Source organism: Arthrobacter sp. SIMBA_036, assembly GCF_046535135.1.
Classification (GTDB): Bacteria; Actinomycetota; Actinomycetes; order Actinomycetales; family Micrococcaceae; genus Arthrobacter.
In genome coordinates this window covers 94919-113941 of record NZ_JAWRXG010000004.1, presented here as the reverse complement: position 1 = coordinate 113941, position 19023 = coordinate 94919, and the positions used below count along the sequence as shown (strand labels likewise).

The window sequence follows — 19023 nt, the reverse complement described above, 5'->3', positions numbered from 1 at the left end:
AGTTCGAGGCGACCGGGGTCAACGCTGGATCATTCGCAACTCTTGCGGGCCAAGGCGCCTTCCGTGAAGCCAAAGCGCAGTCCATGAATTGCGATGAGCAGCTCGTGAAGGTGCGTGAAAGACCTGCTCCGTGGGTCGGGCTTCATGTCTGCACGGTACGGCTTCACGTTGATGACAGCACAACCGCCAGTACGAACTCATACTCGGCACCCGTCAGCGTCATGGTGAATTGCCCACCCGCGGCGACGGCTCCGGCTGATCGATGCGTCATGGTCGCTTTCTACGCGACCGCAGAGCGAATCCTTTATTGATGCCCCGTCTTAGACTCCGTGTAGTTCGCGCTCGGCGACGCTCCATTTTCAGGCTGGCCGGAGCGTTCATCGCTGCGGTGGCTCTCGTGTTGGGCGTCGTCGTAAGTGCCGTTGCTGTCGTGTTGGTGGGAGGTCGTACTACGGCGACAGCCACCTGTTTATCTAGCGCTAGCGCGTATGTCGGCCACGCCACTGACGCATCGGTTTTACCGGCAGGTTCCCTAGTTGCGGGGCTCTCGCCGGCGCAGATAAGTGTCGCAAAGGGTTACGTTTCGGTCGGCAAGAGTCTAGGTCTTTCCCGCGAGGCGACGGTGATCGCGATCATGATGTCGCTGCAAGAATCCAGCCTCAGGATGCTGGCCAACCCGAACGTTCCTGAGTCTTTCAATTACCCACACGACGGGGTTGGTAGTGATCAAGACTCCGTTGGCTCGGCGCAGCAGCGACCTGCGGCAGGATGGGGGAGTGTGCAGGAGCTGATGGATGTCGCGTACAACGCCCGAGCGTTTTATGGAGGGCCGTCGGGGCCGAACCATGGCAGCCCTCGGGGGCTGCTCGACATCCCGGGATGGGTCTCTATGAACAAGGGACAAGCAGCACAGGCCGTACAGGTGTCGGCCTTTCCGGAGCTGTACGCTCGGTGGGAGCCGGAGGCGACGGCCATTGTGGAGGCGCTAGACGGTGCGGGGCCAGACTCTGCTTGCCATAATGACCAAGGGACTGGGCCTGGTGTCATGTCGGCTAAGGGTTTGAGCCAGATCCGCCAAGACATTCTCCGTTTCACGAAGATGGGTGTGGGCGGCAGCTACATTTGGGGCGGTACCGCGTTTAAAGCCTGGGACTGTTCGGGATTCGTTCAGTGGGTATACAGACAGGTTGGAATCGAGCTCCCACGGGTGGAGCAATGGCGAGTCGGGCGGATGACGGAAAGCCCCCAGATCGGTGATCTCGTGGTGCAGAACCCTCAGGATCCGTACAACTGGGGTCACGTCGGGATTTATGCGGGCAACGGCATGATGTACAGTGCCCTGAATCCGTCGTCGGGAACGCTATTGCACCCAGTCGATTGGAACTATGGAACTGCATACTTCGACCTTTTGGAAAAGTAATCTGACTGAGCACGGACTGGTCCTCTTTCTAGTCGTCAGAGAACTAGGCCATTGCGAGACGCTGAGAGGCAGAACTCCATCTGTCGGTGACGGTCGAAAACTGAGCCGTTGTGACGACTCACATTTCGACCAGCACTGACACCATCTTTGGAGCCGAATGCAGGGCGGTCGCCAATGACGTCCTGCAACATTTCAGCGCCCACTCATCTCACAGAGATGTCAGGTTCCCAACTTTCTACGCGTGGTCGATGACGTGCGATGGCCTTCGTGGCGGGTCGCGGCAAGATCCTGTTGTCGTCCAAGAGGCCTACGTGGTGATGCATGCAGACGGCGTGATCGAGTGTCGGCAGCGAACCAGGCCCGTCTCGGGGCACGCTGCTCATGCGGTGCCCTGTCGCATCCAGTCACGAACGGGGGTGCTAGTGGGTTGCTGTCCTATGCCGGATTCACCACGCCGCCGCCACCTAGTCCGTCGGCCGACGGCAAGTCCGATCTGCAACCAAATAGCGAGCACACCTGCGACGGCCTTTCCTTGACTTCTCGAAGGACTACCTAACGATGTCCTCCGACTCGACAGCACGATCTCCGATGGTCATCGAGGCGGCCACCTGCTCGGCAATGCACCAGCGATCAACTTTTGACAGGCTTCAGGATCGGATTATCCTGGAGGACTCGGGCACGGGTCCCAATTGCCCGGTTTTCGTTAATGCTTCCTTCGACCCTCGGTGTGCCAGACCTTCTCCGTCTTGCCGGCTTAGACAGATGAACGATCACAGCTTACTTCGTCAGTGCAAGCCGGGCAGTCGGCCGACCGTGGGCCCGCCCTCGCCTATATGTTTTTACCAAGAGCCGGAGCCGCGGAACTGTTGCGTTGGGCCATGATATTGGGGACAACCGCTTGAGAGGAGGCGGCGTGGGTACCACTTTACGTCATGGTGGTTGTGGCTTTCCGCAGCCACATTTCCGAGGGGTCATCGGGCAGAGCTGGATCCGCCTGTAGGCGAACGAGGCCTGGAGGCGGCCCGTACCCAGCCGTGAGCAATCTTCGGCGGGACACGAGCCAGGGGGTTCCTGATAAGTGCGCCCAGATTCTGTCGGTCGAAGCAACGCCTGCATTAGGGCTTGTGTCTATGTATCGACGTTTGGATTCGCCTGAGGGCGCGCGGTTTCTTGCTCTGATTTGTGAGGGAAAGGGTCTCAAACCGTCAGCCCGCGCAGCGGGTGTCGGGAAGGAAACAGCTTACCGATGGCTGTGCGAAGCGTTCATTCAGTTGCGCGGCTCGGGTCTTGGCATCGATGCCGCTCAGGCAAGGCTTGGGTTCTCTTCTTCACGAGTGATCGGGTGGGAGCGCAGATTCCAGCAGGACGACGGGCGCCATCATTTCCAGGTCGGGTCGGAGGTGGAGGCAGCGTTCTGGGCCTCATACCAAGAAGGCGCCAGCCTCGCGAAAGCAACGCAGGGTGCGGGAGTAAGCCGGGCGACCGGATACCGCTGGCTCTACAATCGCTTCACTCTGTTGCGGGCATCGAACGGACCGGCGAGGGTCCGGAGCGAGCTCCGGCTTCTGCCGGGCACGGCCGTGAGCTGGGAGAAGAGATTGAAGACGGAGCTGGCCCGTCGCGAAGGAGCGTCTCGAGCAGGCTCATCGTGCCGGAATCCAGGACACACGAGTGTTCGCTTCGCTGCACGGGCGGCCCAGACGATCTCCCCAGCGAAGGCTCGTCGCGATCTGGCGGAGACACGGTACTGGGACCTGGTGGATGCCGGATCCAGCAACGCTGAGGCCTGCAGGATGTTGGGTATGAGCAGACGCGCCGGAACGAAACTTAGGAACCAACGGGCAGAACAGAGCCATACAAGGGTTCCCGTTCAAGGGTCGGGACGGTACCTGTCCCTGCTTGAACGGATTCAGATCGCTGACCTGCTCCGGCTAGACTGCTCACTCCGGCGCATCGGGCGTGAACTCGGACGCTGCCCCTCAACGATCAAAAGGGAACTGGACCGACACCGCGACGGCTACGGCCGGTACTCTCCTCACGCCGCCGATCACAGCGCCAGCCAGCAGCGGCGCCGGCCACGGGATCGGAAGCTTAAACAGAACCGGCGACTTCGCGCGATCGTGCAGCGGAAGCTCAATCGCCACTGGTCGCCCGAGCAGATCTGCGGCTGGCTCGCACTGCAATTCCCCTTCGAACCGGGCCTTCAATTGAGTCCTGAGACCATCTACCGGGCCTTGCTCTTCAACGATGACGGCGGTTTGGATAAGAAATACTGCCCCCGGCTGCGCACCGGACGGAAAATCCGCAGACACCGCTGGCGGACCGGTTCCGGCCACGGCGCAGTGGTCCGGAACATGACGATGATCAGTCAGCGCCCGCCGGCTATTGAGACCAAGACGGAAGCTGGCCATTGGGAAGGCGATCTAATCGTCGGGCCCGGCTCGACCTCGGCGATGGTGACGCTGCGGGAACGCAAGACCCACTTCGGAATCATCATCAATCTGCCGATCGACCACACCGCGGCCCGGACCAACGTAGCCATCACCGCCGCGTTTGCTTCCCTCCCACCGCACCTGAAGCAGACTCTCACCTGGGATCAGGGCGTAGAGATGGCCCGACACCAAGAGCTCGCTGCAGCGACAGGCATCCAAATCTACTTCGCAGAACGCTCCAGCCCCTGGCAGCGGGGAGCCAATGAGAACTTTAACGGGCTGGCACGCCAGTACTTCCGCAAGGGCACTGACTTGTCGAAGCACACCCAGGAATATGTCAGGAGCGTCTGCAACGAGTTGAACACCAGGCCCCGCGCGACCCTCGGTTATCTCACCCCAAGGGCACTGTTCCAGGCCGAAAAACGCACCCCGCCTTCCACCTCCGGATACACTCAAAAGCAACCGGCTGAACTGCCGAACTCACCCGAACGTTGCGTCGATCCCTAGAATCCGCCTGCTCGCGACATTCATCGGGGAAGCAGCGCCTCCCCGAGCCCGCCGAGCTGCTGCCCGGGCTCGCCGTAGACGACGGCGAGCGGTGAGCGCGGACCTCGACGCGGCGATAAAGGCCAGCAGGCTAAGTCATCTCACCGCCGTCTCCGTCAAGACTAGTTGAAGAATTGTGGCTCAAGAATCGTGGACTTTCGAACATTTCCCCAGGTCAAAGTCGTTCTGCTACCCATCTCCGGCTGATAGTTTGTGACCACCAATGTTCAAATTTTGAGGTAGTCGATGCGCCGATGAGACTTCAATAGGTCGCAAACTTCTGCTCACCGGCATCGGGCCGCGGCCCTTGAGAGTCGCACCGTGGGGGAGAGGAGCAGTCCACCTTCGGCGCATACTGGGGGTCAATGAATCGGCAGTACGGCAGAAACCAGCCCCCTTTCAGACCGCTCCCATGCCATGTCAATAGATGAGCCGATAAAGGAATCGTCGATCGCGAAGTCGGCGGTGATCCGCATCACCGTGTTACGTGCGGGCCGACTCCATATTGGGCCGGGGTGTTCAAATGATGGCGCAGGGTGGCGCCGTCATAGTCCCGGTGGAACAGACCTCGGTCTTGGAGGATCGGCACGACGCTGTCGACGAAGGCATCGACTCCGCTGTCATAGATGTCCGGGGATACCCAGAAGCCGTCGACAGCCTCTGCCTCAAACCATTCCTGCATGTGGTCGGCGGCTTCGGCTGCCGGGCCGACGATGACGGGGTGGTAGTCGATGACGCCGTGCGCGAGTATGTCGCGGACGGTCCAGCCTTCACGCGCGATCTTCAGTGCGTGGATCGAGCGGGGGTCGGCCGGTGATGGTCGAGCTTCGGATAGCTGGGCAGCGGAGAGTGGTTCATCGAGGCGTGCGGGATCGAGGTACAGGCCGAGCATCCGCCCGAGATACGCCGCGCGTTGAGGGAACGTTCGTGCGCTCAGCGTGATGCGGCGATCGAGGCCTTCTCGTTTATCGGCGGTGATCGTCGTCATCAGGCCGGCGAAGAACTTGATCTCGTCCGGGTTCCGTCCGGCGCGTTCGGCTGCTTCCCGGAACGCGGCACGTTGTGCCCGCGCATCGTCGATCGTGAAGGCCGCACCGATGACGGCGTTGGCCCAGCGTCCGGCGAACTCGTGGGCGTTCGGACTGCCTCCGGCGTGGAAGACTACGGGTTGCCCCTGTTCGGACGGAGGAATGTACAGGGGCCCGCGCGAGGCGACGTATTCGCCACCAAGGTTGATCGGGGCGACCTGCTCCGGGTCGGCGAAGCGGCCCGTTGCCTTGTCGTGTACCCAGGCGGTCTGGCCCCAGCTGCCCCAGAGGGCCTGCACGAGCTGGACTGTCTCGTGTGCTCTTCCGTAGCGTTCCGGGCTGGACGGAATATGCTGGCCGTAGTTGGCGGCGACGTCTTCGCCACTGGACGTGACGGCGTTCCATCCCGTCCGTCCGTGACTCAGGACGTCGAGTGCTTTGAACTGTCGGGCGAGGTTGAATGGTTCGTTGAAGGTGGTGGAGCCGGTGGCGACGAGGCCGATATGGCTGGTTTCGCGGGCGACCGCTGCCAAGGTGACCATGACGTCGAGGTTGAAGTTGGGTGGCTCGTTGGCGACGTCGCCGACGTGGGTGGGGCCGTCGGGGAGGAACAGGAATTGGAGTTTTCCGCGTTCGGCGGCTTGGGCGTGCCGAACTTTCGCGTCGAAGCTCGTATAGCTTGTGGGATCGACTCCTGGGGCGCGCCAGGCGCCAGGCAGGTTTCCGTATCCGTTACCCAAGTGCAGGCCGATGAGCATCTGTCTGGTCATGATGTTTTCTCTCCGTGTGTAAATCTGAGCTGTCGTTGCTGTCGAGTGCGCTCTAGGTGTGGGCCGTGTAGGCGGACCCGTTGTTAGGGAGTCCGAGGTCGGCGCTGCAGGCCGTACTGGTGGTCGATGCCGAGATTTTCGCGGAGGGTCTCGCCTTCGTACTCGGTGCGGAACAGGCCGCGCTGCTGCAGGATCGGAATGACTCCGTCGACAAAGGACTCCATGCCCTCGGGAATAACACCGGGGATGACTAAGAAGCCGTCCGCGGCATCAGCTTCGAACCATTCCTGCAGGTGATCGGCGATCACCTCGGGGGGACCGATAGGGGAAGGGTGGTAGTCGATGACGGCGTGGTGGAGTACCTGACGCACCGTCCAGCCTTCCTTGGCGACTTCAAGCGCTCTGGGCGACCGAGGGTCACCAGGATTGGCGTACGCAACGGCCAACTGATCCGCACTCAACGGGGCGTCGAGGTCCATTGGCCCCAACGGCAAGCCGAGGAGCTGGCCGAGATGGCGCACTTGCTGCGCGATGTCGGGTTCGATCAGCTTTCCGCGTCGAGCAAGAGCCTGCGCGTGGGTCGGCGCGATGGTGGGCATCACCCCGACGAAGAACTTGACATCGTCAGGGCTGCGACCGGCAGATTCGGCGGCGTGGCGCACTGCTGAGCGCTGGTGCCGGGCCTCCTCGATAGTGAAGACCTCACTGATCAGGATGTCGGCGTAGCGGCCGGCGAAGGCGAGGCTGTGCGGGCTCGCGCCGGCGTGGGCCATGACCGGCTGGCCCTGCTTGGACGGCGGGATCTCGAGTGGGCCGCGGGAGGAGACGTAAGTTCCTCTGAGGTTCACGGGCGAGATTTTGGACAGGTCGGTGATCCTCCGGGACTGCTGGTCGCCGATCCAGGCATCCTCTTCCCAGCTCCCCCAGAGAGCCTGGACGATCTGAACGACCTCGTCGGCGCGGGCATAGCGGGTGTCACGGTCCTCGATCGCGCGCCCGAAGTTCGCGGCGGCCTGAGGTGAGGAGGTGGTCACGGCGTTCCAGCCCATGCGTCCGCCGGAAACGACGTCGAGTGACTTGAGCACGCGAGCGATGTTGTAGGGCTCCTGGAAGGTGGCGCTGACCGTGGTGACGAGACCGATCCGCTCGGTAGCCAGGGCGATGGCGGTGGCCACGATGGTCGGCTCGAGGGTCTGGTTCGGCGCGTGCGCCTCACTGCGCTGGGTCTGCGCGAGGAAGTCGCCTTGGAAAAGGAAATCGAACTGCCCACGTTCGGCGGCCTGGGCGCCGCGCACCAGGGCGTGAATGTTGTCGTAATCCTGGGGATCGACCCCGGAATCCAACCACGCGTAAGGGCTGGCGCCGTAGGGAGTGCCACTTGCTGCGGCCAGATGCATCTTCTTACCGGACATCGTCTACTCTCTCTCGCGCTGGATCGCAGCGACCTGGCGGTTGTAAAAGGTCAAGGGGCCCACGTCGTCGAAGCGCTCGTGGTCGATGACTTCGAAGAGAACGAGTTCGTGGTCACCAGCCGTAACGTGCTGGTGGGGCCGAACGACAAAGGTGGCTGCCGCCTGCGGCAGGGTGCGTGCCTGGGCGGTGGCGTGATCTAGAGCGATGCCGTCGAGCCGGGCCGGGCCGGACAGGCGAAGCTGAGACACGAGGGCGAAGTGGGACTCTCCCAGAATCGTGATACCCAACTCCTGCGCTTGGCGAAGCCGGGGCCAGGTGGTCGAGGTATGGGTAAAGGCCATGGAGACGAGTGGCGGGTCCAGAGAAACGCTGGTGAAGGAGTTCGCGAGCATCGCCTCGTTCTGGCCGTTGACCTCGGCCGCAATAAGTGCCATCCCGGTGGGGTAGGCGGCGAAGGAGTGACGCATAGTAGCGGCTGACGAGGTTTGCACTGTCGATATCTTCCCTATCAGATGATCGAGGTTGTTTCGGAGCAACGGCAGGGGGTGATGCTCAATGCCCGACGGGCACCGGGTCACCGCTCGATGCGGGCTTGCGGATGAAGAATGCGAGCGGGATTGCGATAAGCGAGAGGACCGCTCCACAGACGAACGCGGCGTGGATGCCGTCGGCCGTGGCCGCGACGACGCTGGCCCCGTCTTCGATTCGCCGTGTCGATGTCGCGGTCATCACCGTGAAAAACACCGCGATGCCGACCGCACCGGCGAGCTGCTGCACGGTGCTGACCGTGGCGCTGCCGTGGGAGTAGAACTGCGGGCTGAGGGATGCGAGCCCCGAGGTGAACAACGGGGTGAATGTGAGGGCCAGGCCGATACTTAGCACGATGTGGGCGACGAGGACCGTGACGATGCTCGAACCAGCGCCAAGCGTTGTCATGAACCACAGCGCACCGCTCACGATGATCGAGCCCGGAACAACGAGCACGGTCGGGCCGACTTTGTCATAGAGGCGCCCGACGAAGGGCGCGAGGACCCCCATCACAAGTCCGCCGGGCAGCATCAGCAAGCCGGTGGTCAGGGCATCGAGTTCGAGCACGTTCTGCGTGTAGATCGGCAGCAGGGTGAGAGTGCCAAACCATATGGTCGTGTAGATCGCGATCACCGCTATAGCGAGCGTGAAGCCCGAGCTCGTGAAGGTGCGCAGGTCAAGCAATGCGCGGTCTGTGCGTTGCAGCTGCAACTGGCGCAGGATGAAGAGCGCGATGCCTGCTGCGCCAAGGGCGAGGGGCGCCCAGCTGGTCGGGCTGGAGATTCCTGCCTCGGTCTCGCCGATGTGACTGAGGCCCAAAACGAGCCCGCCGAAGCCGATGGCCGAAAGAACGACCGACACGTAATCGAGCGGGGTATTGCGCGGCTCGCTGACGTTGGGAATGCGCAGGACCCCGACCACGAGAGCAAGTACGGCGACCGGCAGCACGATGATGAACATCCAGCGCCAGGTCAGCGCGCTCAGGATGAGGCCCGACACGGTCGGGCCGACCGCGGGGGCGACAGAGATCACGATCGAGACGTTGCCCATCACGCGTCCGCGTCGCTCTGCGGGGACGAGGGTGAACACGGTGGTGAAAAGCAGGGGGATCATGATCGCTGTACCCAAGGCCTGCACCACACGCGCGGCGACCAGGACCTCAAAGCCGGGCGCGAGGGCCGCGATGAGTGTGCCGACACTGAACAACGACATGGCGCTGATGAAGATCGCGCGCGTACTGACGCGCTGCAGCAGGAAGCCGGTGATCGGAATCACGACCGCCATGGTGAGGAGGAAGGCGGTGGTGAGCCACTGCGCCACGCTTGCCTCGATGTCGAAGTCGTCCATGAGGTGAGGAAGTGCGACGCTCATGATCGTTTCGTTCAGGATGACGACAAACGTTGATGCGAGCAGTACCCCGATCGCGAGGCGATTGCGCGCGTCGACCTCCTGCCGATGAGTATGCGCCGCCTGGGGAAGGGATGCGGTGGAGGTATCTGACATAGCTGCTTTCCGTTCATTGAGAGGTTGATTGGGGGCGGCACCAGGTCACGGTGGGTCAACCGAGCCGGAGTGTGGCGACACACGATCGGTCGCCCGCAGTGTGGTCTATAGTGGAGAGTGTCTCCTCCTAGGCGTACGACTATACGGAGACGCTCCCCGTTTTGTCAAAAGTGAGGCAACCGTTATGTCCAGGACCGCTACGAGCAGCGCCCGCGCCCCGCGGGCTGATGCCCGGCGCAATCGAGATCACATCCTCGACACCGCCGAGCAGTACTTCTCCAAGCACGGAGTGGGCGGGTCGCTCGACGCGATCGCGAAACAAGCAGGCGTCGGCGCGGGAACCCTGTACCGGCATTTTCCCAACCGGGAAGCTCTGCTCGCGGCCTTGCTCGCCGCGCGCGATGAGGCGCTGATGTCCCGCCGGGACGAGCTCCGCACTAAGGCGGCTAACGCAGCCGACGCACTCGACGGCTGGCTTGAAGCGCTGACCGAGTGGGCAGGCGCGTTCGACGGGCTGCCCGACCCCCTCCGCGCTGCGGCGGCCACCAGCACATCCCCGCTCGCAGTTACGTGCGAAGGATTCATCACAACAACCGAGGACTTCCTGCACGCCGCACAACGAGATGGAAGTGCCCGGAAGGAGATTCGGGCACGGGATCTCTTCTTGGTGGCACTGGCCACGAGCTGGGTCCGCGGAGCGGCTTTGGCCGATGGCGCATCCGCCGCGGCCCTGGCCGGTATCACCAGGAACGGGTGGGAACTGAACCCGGCCCAGATACGCGGGGTGTCAGCGACAACCGCAGACTAGAACGCCACACCATATGGGATGGATAGACATCATTAAGGAGAACACCATGAACCGAATCGGAATCATCGGCAGCGGATCGATCGGAGCCGCCGTAGCCCGACTGGCCGTAGCGGCCGGCTACGATGTCCTCATCGCAAACTCGCGAGGACCGGAGACACTTGCCGGCCTGATCGAAGAACTCGGCCCTCGGGCGCGGGCCGGCGACGTCCGCGCCGCAGTTGAGTTCGGTGACATCCCGGTCCTGGCCGTGCCGCTGGCCGCCTACCCGAACCTGCCTGTGGAGGCCTTCGCCGGGAAGACGATCCTCTCCACCGGGAACTACTACCCCCACCGCGAAGGCCGCATCGAGCAGCTGGACTCCCTCGAGAGCACGACCGCCGAGTACGAGCAGTCGCTCCTTCCGGACACGGTGATCGTCAAGGCCTTCAACAACATCCTCTTCCACCACATCCCGAACCTCGCACACTCCACTCCCCGGACCGCACTGGCAATCGCCGGTGACGACGACGAGGCCAAGACGCGGGTCGCGGCGATCGCGGACGCCCTCGGCTTCGACACCGTCGACGCCGGAACGCTCGCTGAGTCATGGCGCTTCGAACCGGACTCCGGTGCCTACACGCCGATCTACGCCGCCGACTTGGAAGGCATGAAGCGGGACTACCTCGCCGACCCGGGAGCGCCTGTCTCCGCAGAACGCCTCCGGGAGCTACTCGCCGCCTCACACCGCCCCGACGTCGCCGCGCGACAGTTCTGACCGCGACTCGCCCCCGCACTGGCGCATTCTGCGGGAGTCAGGTCTCGTCAGGCAGGAGGCGCAGGGAAACAGACACCCAAATTGACTCCGCCGCGAACAACTCGATCTACGCTTTCCCGGACTCCTGGCACTCGTCCTCGACGCAAGGAGTGAATCCCCACAACTCAGGAGTCAAAGCAAACCGGGGGCAGTCCCGTGATAGCGGTCCAGCAGCGAAACTAGAACACCTATCCGGAGTCACCTCGCGAGGCTGAGTCAGCGCAACACGAAAACTGACTTTGGCGTCTTTTTCCGCCTTGTTGGCGTTGATGGCTATGCTGCTTCGGCGCAAGCCCCTCTTAGCGTTAATTGTGAGCAAAGTTTGGTACACAAGCCACGGCACTACATCCAAGGCCCACCTGGTTGTCGGAGAGTGTCCGAAACCAAGGACAAGGCGCCGTACCCTTGGGCGACCCGTACCGTTTAGCGAGCGGCGGGGTAACCGCCGAACTCCGGCTGGTCAGGCATACGCCACGGGTGGGAGCCCGTATCCGTCCAGGTGGTGGCAGCGATGGACTACTCCACGTGTTCGCTCTAAAAGGGCCATTGGTCGCGAACACGGCTGCAGCGGGGGACGCCTTGGGTGACAGCTGGCTGCATCGGCTTGAGCTAATCGCCGGCCGGCCCGCGGACGAAGACACTCCGCCGTCCTTTCCTAATGGGTAGCGGACATCACTGGCTATGCCGCCAGGTCCCGGCCCGGGAACAAGTGCGACGACGCCCACAGGGAGCAGAACCGTGCCGGGGCCACGGATCAAGTAGAGCTGGTCGGTGAGGGCGACGGAAAGCCCAGCGGGGTAGGCGGGGGCCAAGACCCCTGGCTGGGTTCCGCCCGCTCGATCTTGCAGACCCTGGGCACCGACCCATCGTTGGTCGTCGCTACACGTGCTCGTAGGTTCGGCTATGCCCCGAATTGATAGTTTGCAGGTAGGTAGAGGTCAGACTACGTCCGGGTCTGCCTGGCTGGCTTGTCCGATAGCCGCCTGGTGTTCCCGCAGGACAAGCTCCATCAGGGAGGGGAAGCGGCGGTCGAGCTCCTCACGGCGAAGCCAATTCCTGTGCCGGTTGCCCTGTGCTTCCTGTTTGATGATTCCGGCCTCGCGGAGGACGCGCCAGTGCCGTGTCAGGGCCGATTTCGACACTCCGAAGTCAGAGCCGCTGCACCCGGTGCCGGGCTCCGCGGCGATGAACTCGACGATCGCGCGCCGGGTGGGATCGCTCAGCGCGAACATGACGGCGAACAAGTTGAAATCCTCCTCGGCCGGGATTGTAAGCGGATTCGCCAAGCGACTGGCCATGGTGGTTGTCCTATCCTCGGGTGATCCATCAAAACCAAGATGTACACATTTACGTGTACATGGGTTAGGCTTCTTGTACACGAATAAGTGTACATCCAATCCGCACCTGTCGTGTGGGACCAACGTACGAAGGAAACACCTATGAAGATCACTGTTATCGGCGCTGGAGCTATCGGCGGCAACCTCGCACGTCGTCTCAGCGAAGCAGGACACGACGTTCTCGTCGCTGACGCCCGCGGACCGGAAGTCGTCGCTGAAGAAGTCCTCGCCGCGGGCGCCCGTGCCGCCGAGGTGGACGCCGCGGTCACGGACCGCGACGTGATCGTGCTGGCGATCCCGTTCTCGGTACAACCGGATCTCGCCGATCTCCTGGCCGGTGTGTCTAAGGACATGATCGTCGTCGACACGTCGAACTACTACGCCTACATGATGGGCCCAGTTGAGGCAGTAGACAACGGACAGGTCGAAAGCGAATGGAGCCAGGAACAGCTTGGTCGTCCCGTTGTGAAGGCGTGGAATGCAGCACTCGCCGGTACCCAGCAGACCAAGGGGCTCCCCGCGGGATCTCCTGGCCGAATTGCTATCCCTGTCGCTGCGGACTCCGCCGACGCTCGCGCAACGGTTATGCAGCTCGTCGACGACACCGGTTTCGATCCCTTCGACGCCGGTGTGATCGCCGAGTCGTGGCGCCAGCAGCCGGGCACCCCGGCATACTGCACCGAGCTGGGCCTTGAGGACCTCGGCAGGGCACTTGCCTCGGCGGAGAAAGACAAGGCCCCGATCACGCGTGACCGTCTCATCGAGTACTTCGGCTCTTTCGAGAAGATGCCCTCGCTCGACGAAACTGTCGCGATCAACCGCGCAGCACACAACTAGCATCTGCCAAAACAGGGCAAACTCAGGGGACGTCCATACAGCAAGGCCGCAATCATCACAGGGGGCCGGCGGACAAGGCAACGTAGAGGTTAAGCTCTTCGCCCTTAGGGTGCGAAGGTCGTAGCCACAGACGTCAACGGTGGGCTGTTGAGGAGACGGTCGCAGAGATCAAATGAAGCGATTGGATCCGAGGCAGTCATCGGGCTCAAGCACAACATCGCCACGGAGAGCGACTGGGCCGACGTCGATTCAAAGGCCGTTGAGGCGTTCGGCAAGGTGGACACCCTGATCAACAATGCCGCGATCCCCGGCCAGATACGTGAGGATGTGTGGGACATCGACCCCGACGAGACAATCCGCATCCTCAACGTCAGGATCCTCGGCACGCTGCTCGGAAGCTGCGATGCCGAGATGAAGAAGAACGGCACGGGTTCGATCGTCAATATCTCGACTGCGGCCGGTCTCGTGGGCGGTGTCAGCGGTGGCTCGGCGACGTATTCGTCGATGGGACGTGCCAAGGTCGGCGTTGGCGTGAACAGTGTCTACCCGGGCCTCATCCGCACCCCCATAATTGAAGCCTTCTCGAAGGAAACCACCGACGCGGTCCTCTCGAAGAGCCCGATGGACTTCGCCGCCGACCCGATCGACATCGCCTAAGGCGTGCTCTTCCGCGCTGTTCGTAACCGACACCGACACCGACATCATCATCGACGGCGGCCACGCCGCTCAGTAAAGGAGACATCATGATCCGGCACATCGTACTATTTCGCGTCATCGAAGGCACACCGACGGAGCGCCTGCAAGAGGCGGTCGGTCGCCTCGAAGCACTCGTCGGCGTGATCCCCGGCCTGCGCTCTCTGAAGGCAGGTATCGACATTGGCATCGAGGGCAACTTCGCCTTCGGCCTCGTCGCCGAACTCGAAGACCGCGCCGCACTGGAAGTGTTCTCGGCCGACCCCACCCACATGGAGGTGGCCATGTTCATCCTCGAGTTCCGGAGAAACACCGACATCGCCATCCTCGACGTCGAGATCTAACAACGCGGGGCCCCCGAACTAGCGGTTCGGGAGCCCCCGCTCGAGGCGATGGCAGACGAGATGGGTTTTAGATCCAAATACGTTCCGAGGCGGCTTTCGCCTCCCTGGTTGGGGTCGACCCAATTCCCGCTTCATCTGGAAATGCCGTCCGTCCCAGGCTCAACCGCGGCGGCGACAGGACCCTGAACAAAGCCCTTCACATGGTTGCTCTTACGAGGATGGCGTTCGATCCAGCGACCATCGAATACGTAGCGAACCGGCAAGCACGGTCCAGGACCTGACCTTCGAGCTGGCGCTTCTCGTTCTGGTCCAGCGTGCTGACCCGCACTACCCGATCCGCTGTCCGGCCACTGATTGCCTCCAACCCTGAACCCGTCAGGTTGACTTCTTGGCTCGTCTCTGGAAGTCAAGACGAACCTCAAACTTTGTCGGGTCAGGATGTAGTTCAGACTGCCAGGAACCCACATTGGCGGCGCGACAGGACCATTGGATAAAACTTCGGACCTGTCGTCCCTTGACAGCAAACCAGGTCGTTGGTGCGGTGGTTGACTCCGGCATCATTGGCTCAATCGTTCCAGCTCAGCAGGTGGACGGGACTGCTGTTTCAGTTCTTCCGAGCCTCGCAAGTTCTAGTCCGCCGCAAAAGAAAGCGGCCCTTCACGAAGCATCTGATGGTACAACGACGAAAGAATCTCCACAAAGCTAAAGGGCCTGAGCCGGTGAATTACCGTGCTCAGGCCCTAGCGTCCTTGGTTATTACTAAATCAGTCCAGCTTTCGGGAACCAGATCATTTTTCGGCCCGCCCTCATTTTTGTTTTCGCGGCAGCCCGCAGTCAGCCAGCGTCTTGTAGCCTGTGGTCCTTTGTTTCCGGTAGAGCGTAGGTGCAGACGAAGCTTGTCATCACGAGGACGGCCATCATCAATCCGATGGTCCAGCTACCGAATGAGGCGAGAAGAACACCGGCCAGGAGGGGAGGCACGGCCCCGCCGACGATTCCGCCCAGGTTGAAAGCCAGGCCTGCCCCTGTGTAGCGGTAGCGGGTCGCAAAGATTTCAGGAATGAAGGAAGCCAGCGGTCCGTAGAACGAGCCGAGGATGCCGAAGGTCCCGACGATTCCAAGCCCAAACAGGACAGGAGAGCCCGTGTTGATCAGGGGGATGACGGCAAATGACCAGGGGATGCCTATGAAGAATCCGATGAGCATGATCTTCCGGCGGCCGTGCTTGTCACAGAGTATCGCTGAGAGTGCTGTGAACAGCATCATGGCGAGACCGCCGAGGATGCCGACGAAGAGGATCAGTGTCCTTGGGTGGTGCAGTTGGGAACTTGCGTATCCTGTCAGGTACGTTCCCCCCCATGAAGCTCAGCGTAAACACGCCGACCATGCAGCCGGATGCAAGCGCTACTTTCATGGGCTGGTTCGGAAGAGTTCACCGAGAGGTGCCTTCGTTGCGAGTGTCCGCTTCTGCTTTTCCTCGCGAAAGACGGGTGTTTCTTCGATGTTCAAACGAACGTAGAGCGCGACGATGACAAGCACCGCGCTGAAAAGGAACGGCAGTCGCCAGCCCCAGTTCATGAAACCTTCGTTCTGTTCACCGATAGTGACGTTGACCGTTAGGAAGACAAGGTTGGTTAGCACTAACCCGGTTCCCACTCCGAGCTGGGTGAACATTCCGTACATCCCGCGTTTCCCCGCTGGCGCATACTCCGCGCTGAGAAGTGCCGAAACCGCCCACTCGCCGCCGACCGCGAATCCTTGCAGTACGCGCAGGGTCAGCAAAATGATGGGAGCTGCGATCCCGATGGTGGCTGCATCCGGGACAAGGCCAACGGCCACCGTCGACAAGCCCATGATCAGCAGTGTCGCGACCAATGTCTTCTTACGCCCCAGCCGGTCACCGAAATGCCCGAAAATGGCTGCACCAATCGGTCGGGAGATGAACGCCACCGCGAACGTGGCAAAAGATGCAAGCGTTGCCAGTAGTGGGGTCATCTCGGGAAAGAATACGCGTGGAAATACCAGGGCAACTGCCGTGCCGTAGATGTAGAAGTCGTAGTACTCGATGGCCGTGCCCACGAAGCTGGCGAACGCTACACGCCTCATGGTCTGCGGCTTGACGCTTTGGTTCGATTTCACACCAAGCTTGTTACTCATAGTTCTCTTTTCGCGCTTAGCCGTCCTTGGCTAGCTAATAGTTCAAGTTTCTTACTGCCGTGCTTGGGAGGTAAGGGAGCGTAAGGACAGACAAACGTTGCCGACCATTTTGGTCCTTTCAGGCGGAGCACGTTCACCAGGTCGTTGACGTTTCCGCGGGAGCGCTTAGGTCATCCACAGCACTGCACCGTTGGCTTGAATGACGTGTCCACGGGAACAAGTAAGGGGGAGCGGCTTTCCCCTGACTTACCTGCGAAAAGTGGTGATACCGATCACAATTTTGGCATGACCAATTTATCGCCGTCAAGAACGTTCTTGTGATGAGTGGGGGCCAGTGTCCGAGGGGAGGGAAGTAAAACGGGCATTTGGTTTCCGGCACCATACTGGAGACTGGAGCGCTGCCAGGCCACATCAGGCGTCAAGATCACGGTGAGTTCCACGGTGACGAGGACCCGGGCCGCGAAAACATGGCCGGCTCGCACGCTGCCGTCCTCCAGTGCGAAAGTTCCATGGACGTGCGTGGTCGCGCTGCCGTCAGCTTCCCTGCCAAGATGTCCCTGCAGCCCGGTGATCTCAATGGCTCCGGTCTCTTCGACGATACGTGTGTAGCGCGGCACGTTGTCGGCTTCCACCCGCACGACCGAGTAAGCCAGGTGCTCGAGGCTGCCGGCCGCGGCCACCAAGGCGCCGCCGTCAGCTCCCTGGGCGTCTAAGACCCCCGCCAGCCCGGCAAGGAGGTCTTCCCCGGGACCCAGGCGGAGGCTCAGGATTTTAGCGTCATTGCTGATAATCATCTTCGTCCAATCTTCTAGAACCGCCGCTGGCACGAGGCCGTGTGGTAGTGGACCAAATGCAGCATAGGTATGATCGCTGGTCGAATTGGTATGACCGGCGACACAATCGTAGCTCCACGCGCGTCATAGTCAATGGGCGGCCGCAGCTTTCCCTGGCGCTGCAAATTGCCTTGACGGGAAGTGAACGGTCATGCCAATGTAGAAACCGGTAATACCAGTTTTTCGTCATCAAGGAAGATGGAGGTCCAAATTGGAGGACCAAACCCTTGCCGGGGATTTAAAAGTCGGGCTCATCGGTGCAGGCAGAATCGGGCTTCCAATCGCTACCCGGATCAGTCAGGCTGGATTCAAGGTCGTTGTGGTCGACGTGGCACAGGAACGCCTCGCCGAAGCGGGAAGCCGCGGCCTGGAAACTGCCACTGACACCGAACACCTTGTCGGTACCGATGTTGTTTTCGTCGTTGTGGCCAAGCCTTCCCAGGTCCTGGAGGTACTGGAAAAAGAGCCGTTCGTCTCCGGCCGGATGGCGGGAACCCTGTTTGTTGTCGTCAGTACCATTGGGCCGGCGGCAATTCGCAAAGCCGAGCCGGCTGCGCGCCGCTGCGGTGTTGTTCTGGTCGATTGCCCTGTGACCGGGGGTGTGGACCGTGCCGAGTCCGGGGACCTTACCTTGTTCGTATCCGGCGCCAGCGACGTCATAGACAATCTTCGCCCTGTTCTCTCGCCCGTTGGTGCCCTCGTCGTCTGCGGCACCCGCGCCGGCGATGGTCAATCGTTCAAGATGGTCAACAATATGTTGGCGGTCACGAATCTCGTTGCCGCTGCAGAGGCCCTCGCGTTTGCCTCCAGGCTTGGACTCGACCGTGAGCAACTCCTTGACGTGCTGCCGAACGGGACCGCGGCATCGTGGATGCTCAGTGATCGCGGACGTCGCCTTGTGGGGCCGGCTTCAGAGAGGCTGGACGCGTCGATCTACCTTGAGATTCTGGCTAAAGACGCCGCTCTCGTCGTGGAGACTGCGGAAGCCGTTGGCTTCCCTGCACCTGTGGCAGAAGTTGTCCGCCAGCAGTGGCAGCAGGCAGTGGAGATGGGACTGGGACGCTACGACGACACAGCGATCATCGAAACCTACGCCGTGCATCCCGATCACCACTCCGTGACGTCAGAAGCCGTTCTTCGTTCGGCCTCTGACGCCCTTGCCGGATAAGTGATCGAAGCGGGCAAAGCGGGACCGCCAGGGCCGTAATCCCGGGAGAAACGGATCCCCTCACCTTGCCGAAGTCACCGCAGTCCGCGACCGGCAGCCCCACACGCACAGCAGAAAACCCTCGCGGGAACTCCCGCAAACCGGCCAGAAACCGCGCCGGAACATTTATGGAAAGGACAACCGTGGACGTTGTCGTCGATCAGACAATTCTCGGCAGTGAAACCGAGGCCGACATCAGCGAATGGCTCGTTGAAGAAGGCAGCCAAGTGAACCAGGGACAAGCACTGGCAGAACTGGAAACCTCAAAGGTCCAGGTCGAAGTCACGGCCCCGACCGCCGGCGTCATCACCCTCCTCGCAGCACAAGGCGACGTCATCGAACCCGGCGCCGTCATCGCAAGGATCGCGTGATCC

General features: G+C 61.7%; 17 protein-coding genes and 2 pseudogenes. 10 read left to right on the top strand and 9 right to left on the bottom strand.

The window, feature by feature from the left end; all coding sequences use genetic code 11:
• Nucleotides 1–622 precede the first annotated feature (622 nt).
• Nucleotides 623–1420, top strand: coding sequence for a C40 family peptidase (locus tag SB659_RS07130; RefSeq protein WP_410549966.1), 798 nt, complete (start codon nt 623–625; stop codon nt 1418–1420).
• A gap of 1802 nt (nt 1421–3222) precedes the next feature.
• Nucleotides 3223–4359, top strand: coding sequence for an IS30 family transposase (locus SB659_RS07125; protein WP_410549965.1), 1137 nt, complete (start codon nt 3223–3225; stop codon nt 4357–4359).
• 514 nt (nt 4360–4873) lie between these two features.
• On the opposite strand, the gene SB659_RS07120 is transcribed toward SB659_RS07125, so the two are convergent.
• The 4 genes from SB659_RS07120 to SB659_RS07105 all read right to left on the bottom strand — a co-directional run bounded on the left by SB659_RS07120 (nt 4874) and on the right by SB659_RS07105 (nt 9640).
• Complete coding sequence (locus tag SB659_RS07120) at nt 4874–6196, bottom strand: NtaA/DmoA family FMN-dependent monooxygenase (protein WP_410549964.1); 1323 nt, start codon at nt 6194–6196, stop codon at nt 4874–4876.
• 83 nt (nt 6197–6279) lie between these two features.
• Complete coding sequence (locus SB659_RS07115; RefSeq protein WP_410549963.1) at nt 6280–7608, bottom strand: NtaA/DmoA family FMN-dependent monooxygenase; 1329 nt, start codon at nt 7606–7608, stop codon at nt 6280–6282.
• A 3-nt stretch (nt 7609–7611) separates the two neighbouring features.
• The gene (locus SB659_RS07110; RefSeq protein WP_410549962.1) at nt 7612–8100 is read right to left on the bottom strand and encodes a flavin reductase family protein; all 489 of its coding nucleotides are present in this window, start codon (nt 8098–8100) and stop codon (nt 7612–7614) included.
• 61 nt (nt 8101–8161) lie between these two features.
• Nucleotides 8162–9640 (bottom strand): MDR family MFS transporter, encoded by a 1479-nt coding sequence (locus SB659_RS07105; protein WP_410549961.1) that lies wholly within the window; start codon nt 9638–9640, stop codon nt 8162–8164.
• Between the two features lie 184 nt (nt 9641–9824).
• Between SB659_RS07105 and SB659_RS07100 the strand changes: the two genes are divergently transcribed.
• Complete coding sequence (locus tag SB659_RS07100; protein ID WP_410549960.1) at nt 9825–10448, top strand: TetR/AcrR family transcriptional regulator; 624 nt, start codon at nt 9825–9827, stop codon at nt 10446–10448.
• A 46-nt stretch (nt 10449–10494) separates the two neighbouring features.
• Nucleotides 10495–11202 carry an NADPH-dependent F420 reductase gene (locus SB659_RS07095; RefSeq protein WP_410549959.1) on the top strand — a complete coding sequence of 236 codons (708 nt, stop codon included), beginning with the start codon at nt 10495–10497 and terminating at the stop codon, nt 11200–11202.
• Nucleotides 11203–12179: 977 nt separating this feature from the next.
• Here SB659_RS07095 and SB659_RS07090 read toward each other — a convergent pair.
• The gene (locus tag SB659_RS07090; RefSeq protein WP_410549958.1) at nt 12180–12539 is read right to left on the bottom strand and encodes an ArsR/SmtB family transcription factor; all 360 of its coding nucleotides are present in this window, start codon (nt 12537–12539) and stop codon (nt 12180–12182) included.
• 141 nt (nt 12540–12680) lie between these two features.
• Here SB659_RS07090 and SB659_RS07085 point away from each other — a divergent pair, with 141 nt between their 5' ends.
• From SB659_RS07085 to SB659_RS07070, 4 genes and pseudogenes are all read left to right on the top strand, one after another.
• The gene (locus SB659_RS07085; RefSeq protein WP_410549957.1) at nt 12681–13415 is read left to right on the top strand and encodes an NADPH-dependent F420 reductase; all 735 of its coding nucleotides are present in this window, start codon (nt 12681–12683) and stop codon (nt 13413–13415) included.
• 120 nt (nt 13416–13535) lie between these two features.
• Nucleotides 13536–14072: pseudogene (locus SB659_RS07080) on the top strand (SDR family oxidoreductase); the annotation flags it as partial.
• Nucleotides 14073–14158: 86 nt separating this feature from the next.
• Entirely contained in the window at nt 14159–14452 is a 294-nt protein-coding gene (locus SB659_RS07075; RefSeq protein WP_410549956.1) for a Dabb family protein, read from the top strand.
• A gap of 74 nt (nt 14453–14526) precedes the next feature.
• Nucleotides 14527–14718, top strand: a pseudogene (locus SB659_RS07070) (transposase); the annotation flags it as partial.
• Here SB659_RS07070 and SB659_RS07065 read toward each other — a convergent pair.
• The 4 genes from SB659_RS07065 to SB659_RS07050 form a co-directional block, all read right to left on the bottom strand.
• On the bottom strand, nt 14649–14816 hold the full coding sequence (locus SB659_RS07065) for a hypothetical protein (RefSeq protein WP_410549955.1): 168 nt from the start codon (nt 14814–14816) through the stop codon (nt 14649–14651). The pseudogene SB659_RS07070 and the gene SB659_RS07065 sit on opposite strands and share 70 nt — an antisense overlap.
• Before the next feature lie 470 nt (nt 14817–15286).
• Complete coding sequence (locus tag SB659_RS07060) at nt 15287–15796, bottom strand: MFS transporter (RefSeq protein ID WP_410550071.1); 510 nt, start codon at nt 15794–15796, stop codon at nt 15287–15289.
• Nucleotides 15797–15862: 66 nt separating this feature from the next.
• Complete coding sequence (locus SB659_RS07055) at nt 15863–16609, bottom strand: MFS transporter (RefSeq protein ID WP_410549954.1); 747 nt, start codon at nt 16607–16609, stop codon at nt 15863–15865.
• A 272-nt stretch (nt 16610–16881) separates the two neighbouring features.
• Nucleotides 16882–17403 carry a PCC domain-containing protein gene (locus tag SB659_RS07050; RefSeq protein WP_410549953.1) on the bottom strand — a complete coding sequence of 174 codons (522 nt, stop codon included), beginning with the start codon at nt 17401–17403 and terminating at the stop codon, nt 16882–16884.
• Nucleotides 17404–17614: 211 nt separating this feature from the next.
• Between SB659_RS07050 and SB659_RS07045 the strand changes: the two genes are divergently transcribed.
• The gene (locus SB659_RS07045) at nt 17615–18610 is read left to right on the top strand and encodes an NAD(P)-dependent oxidoreductase (protein ID WP_410550070.1); all 996 of its coding nucleotides are present in this window, start codon (nt 17615–17617) and stop codon (nt 18608–18610) included.
• 167 nt (nt 18611–18777) lie between these two features.
• Nucleotides 18778–19020: a lipoyl domain-containing protein gene (locus SB659_RS07040; RefSeq protein ID WP_410549952.1), complete on the top strand. Its 243-nt coding sequence runs from the start codon at nt 18778–18780 to the stop codon at nt 19018–19020.
• Nucleotides 19021–19023 lie beyond the last annotated feature (3 nt).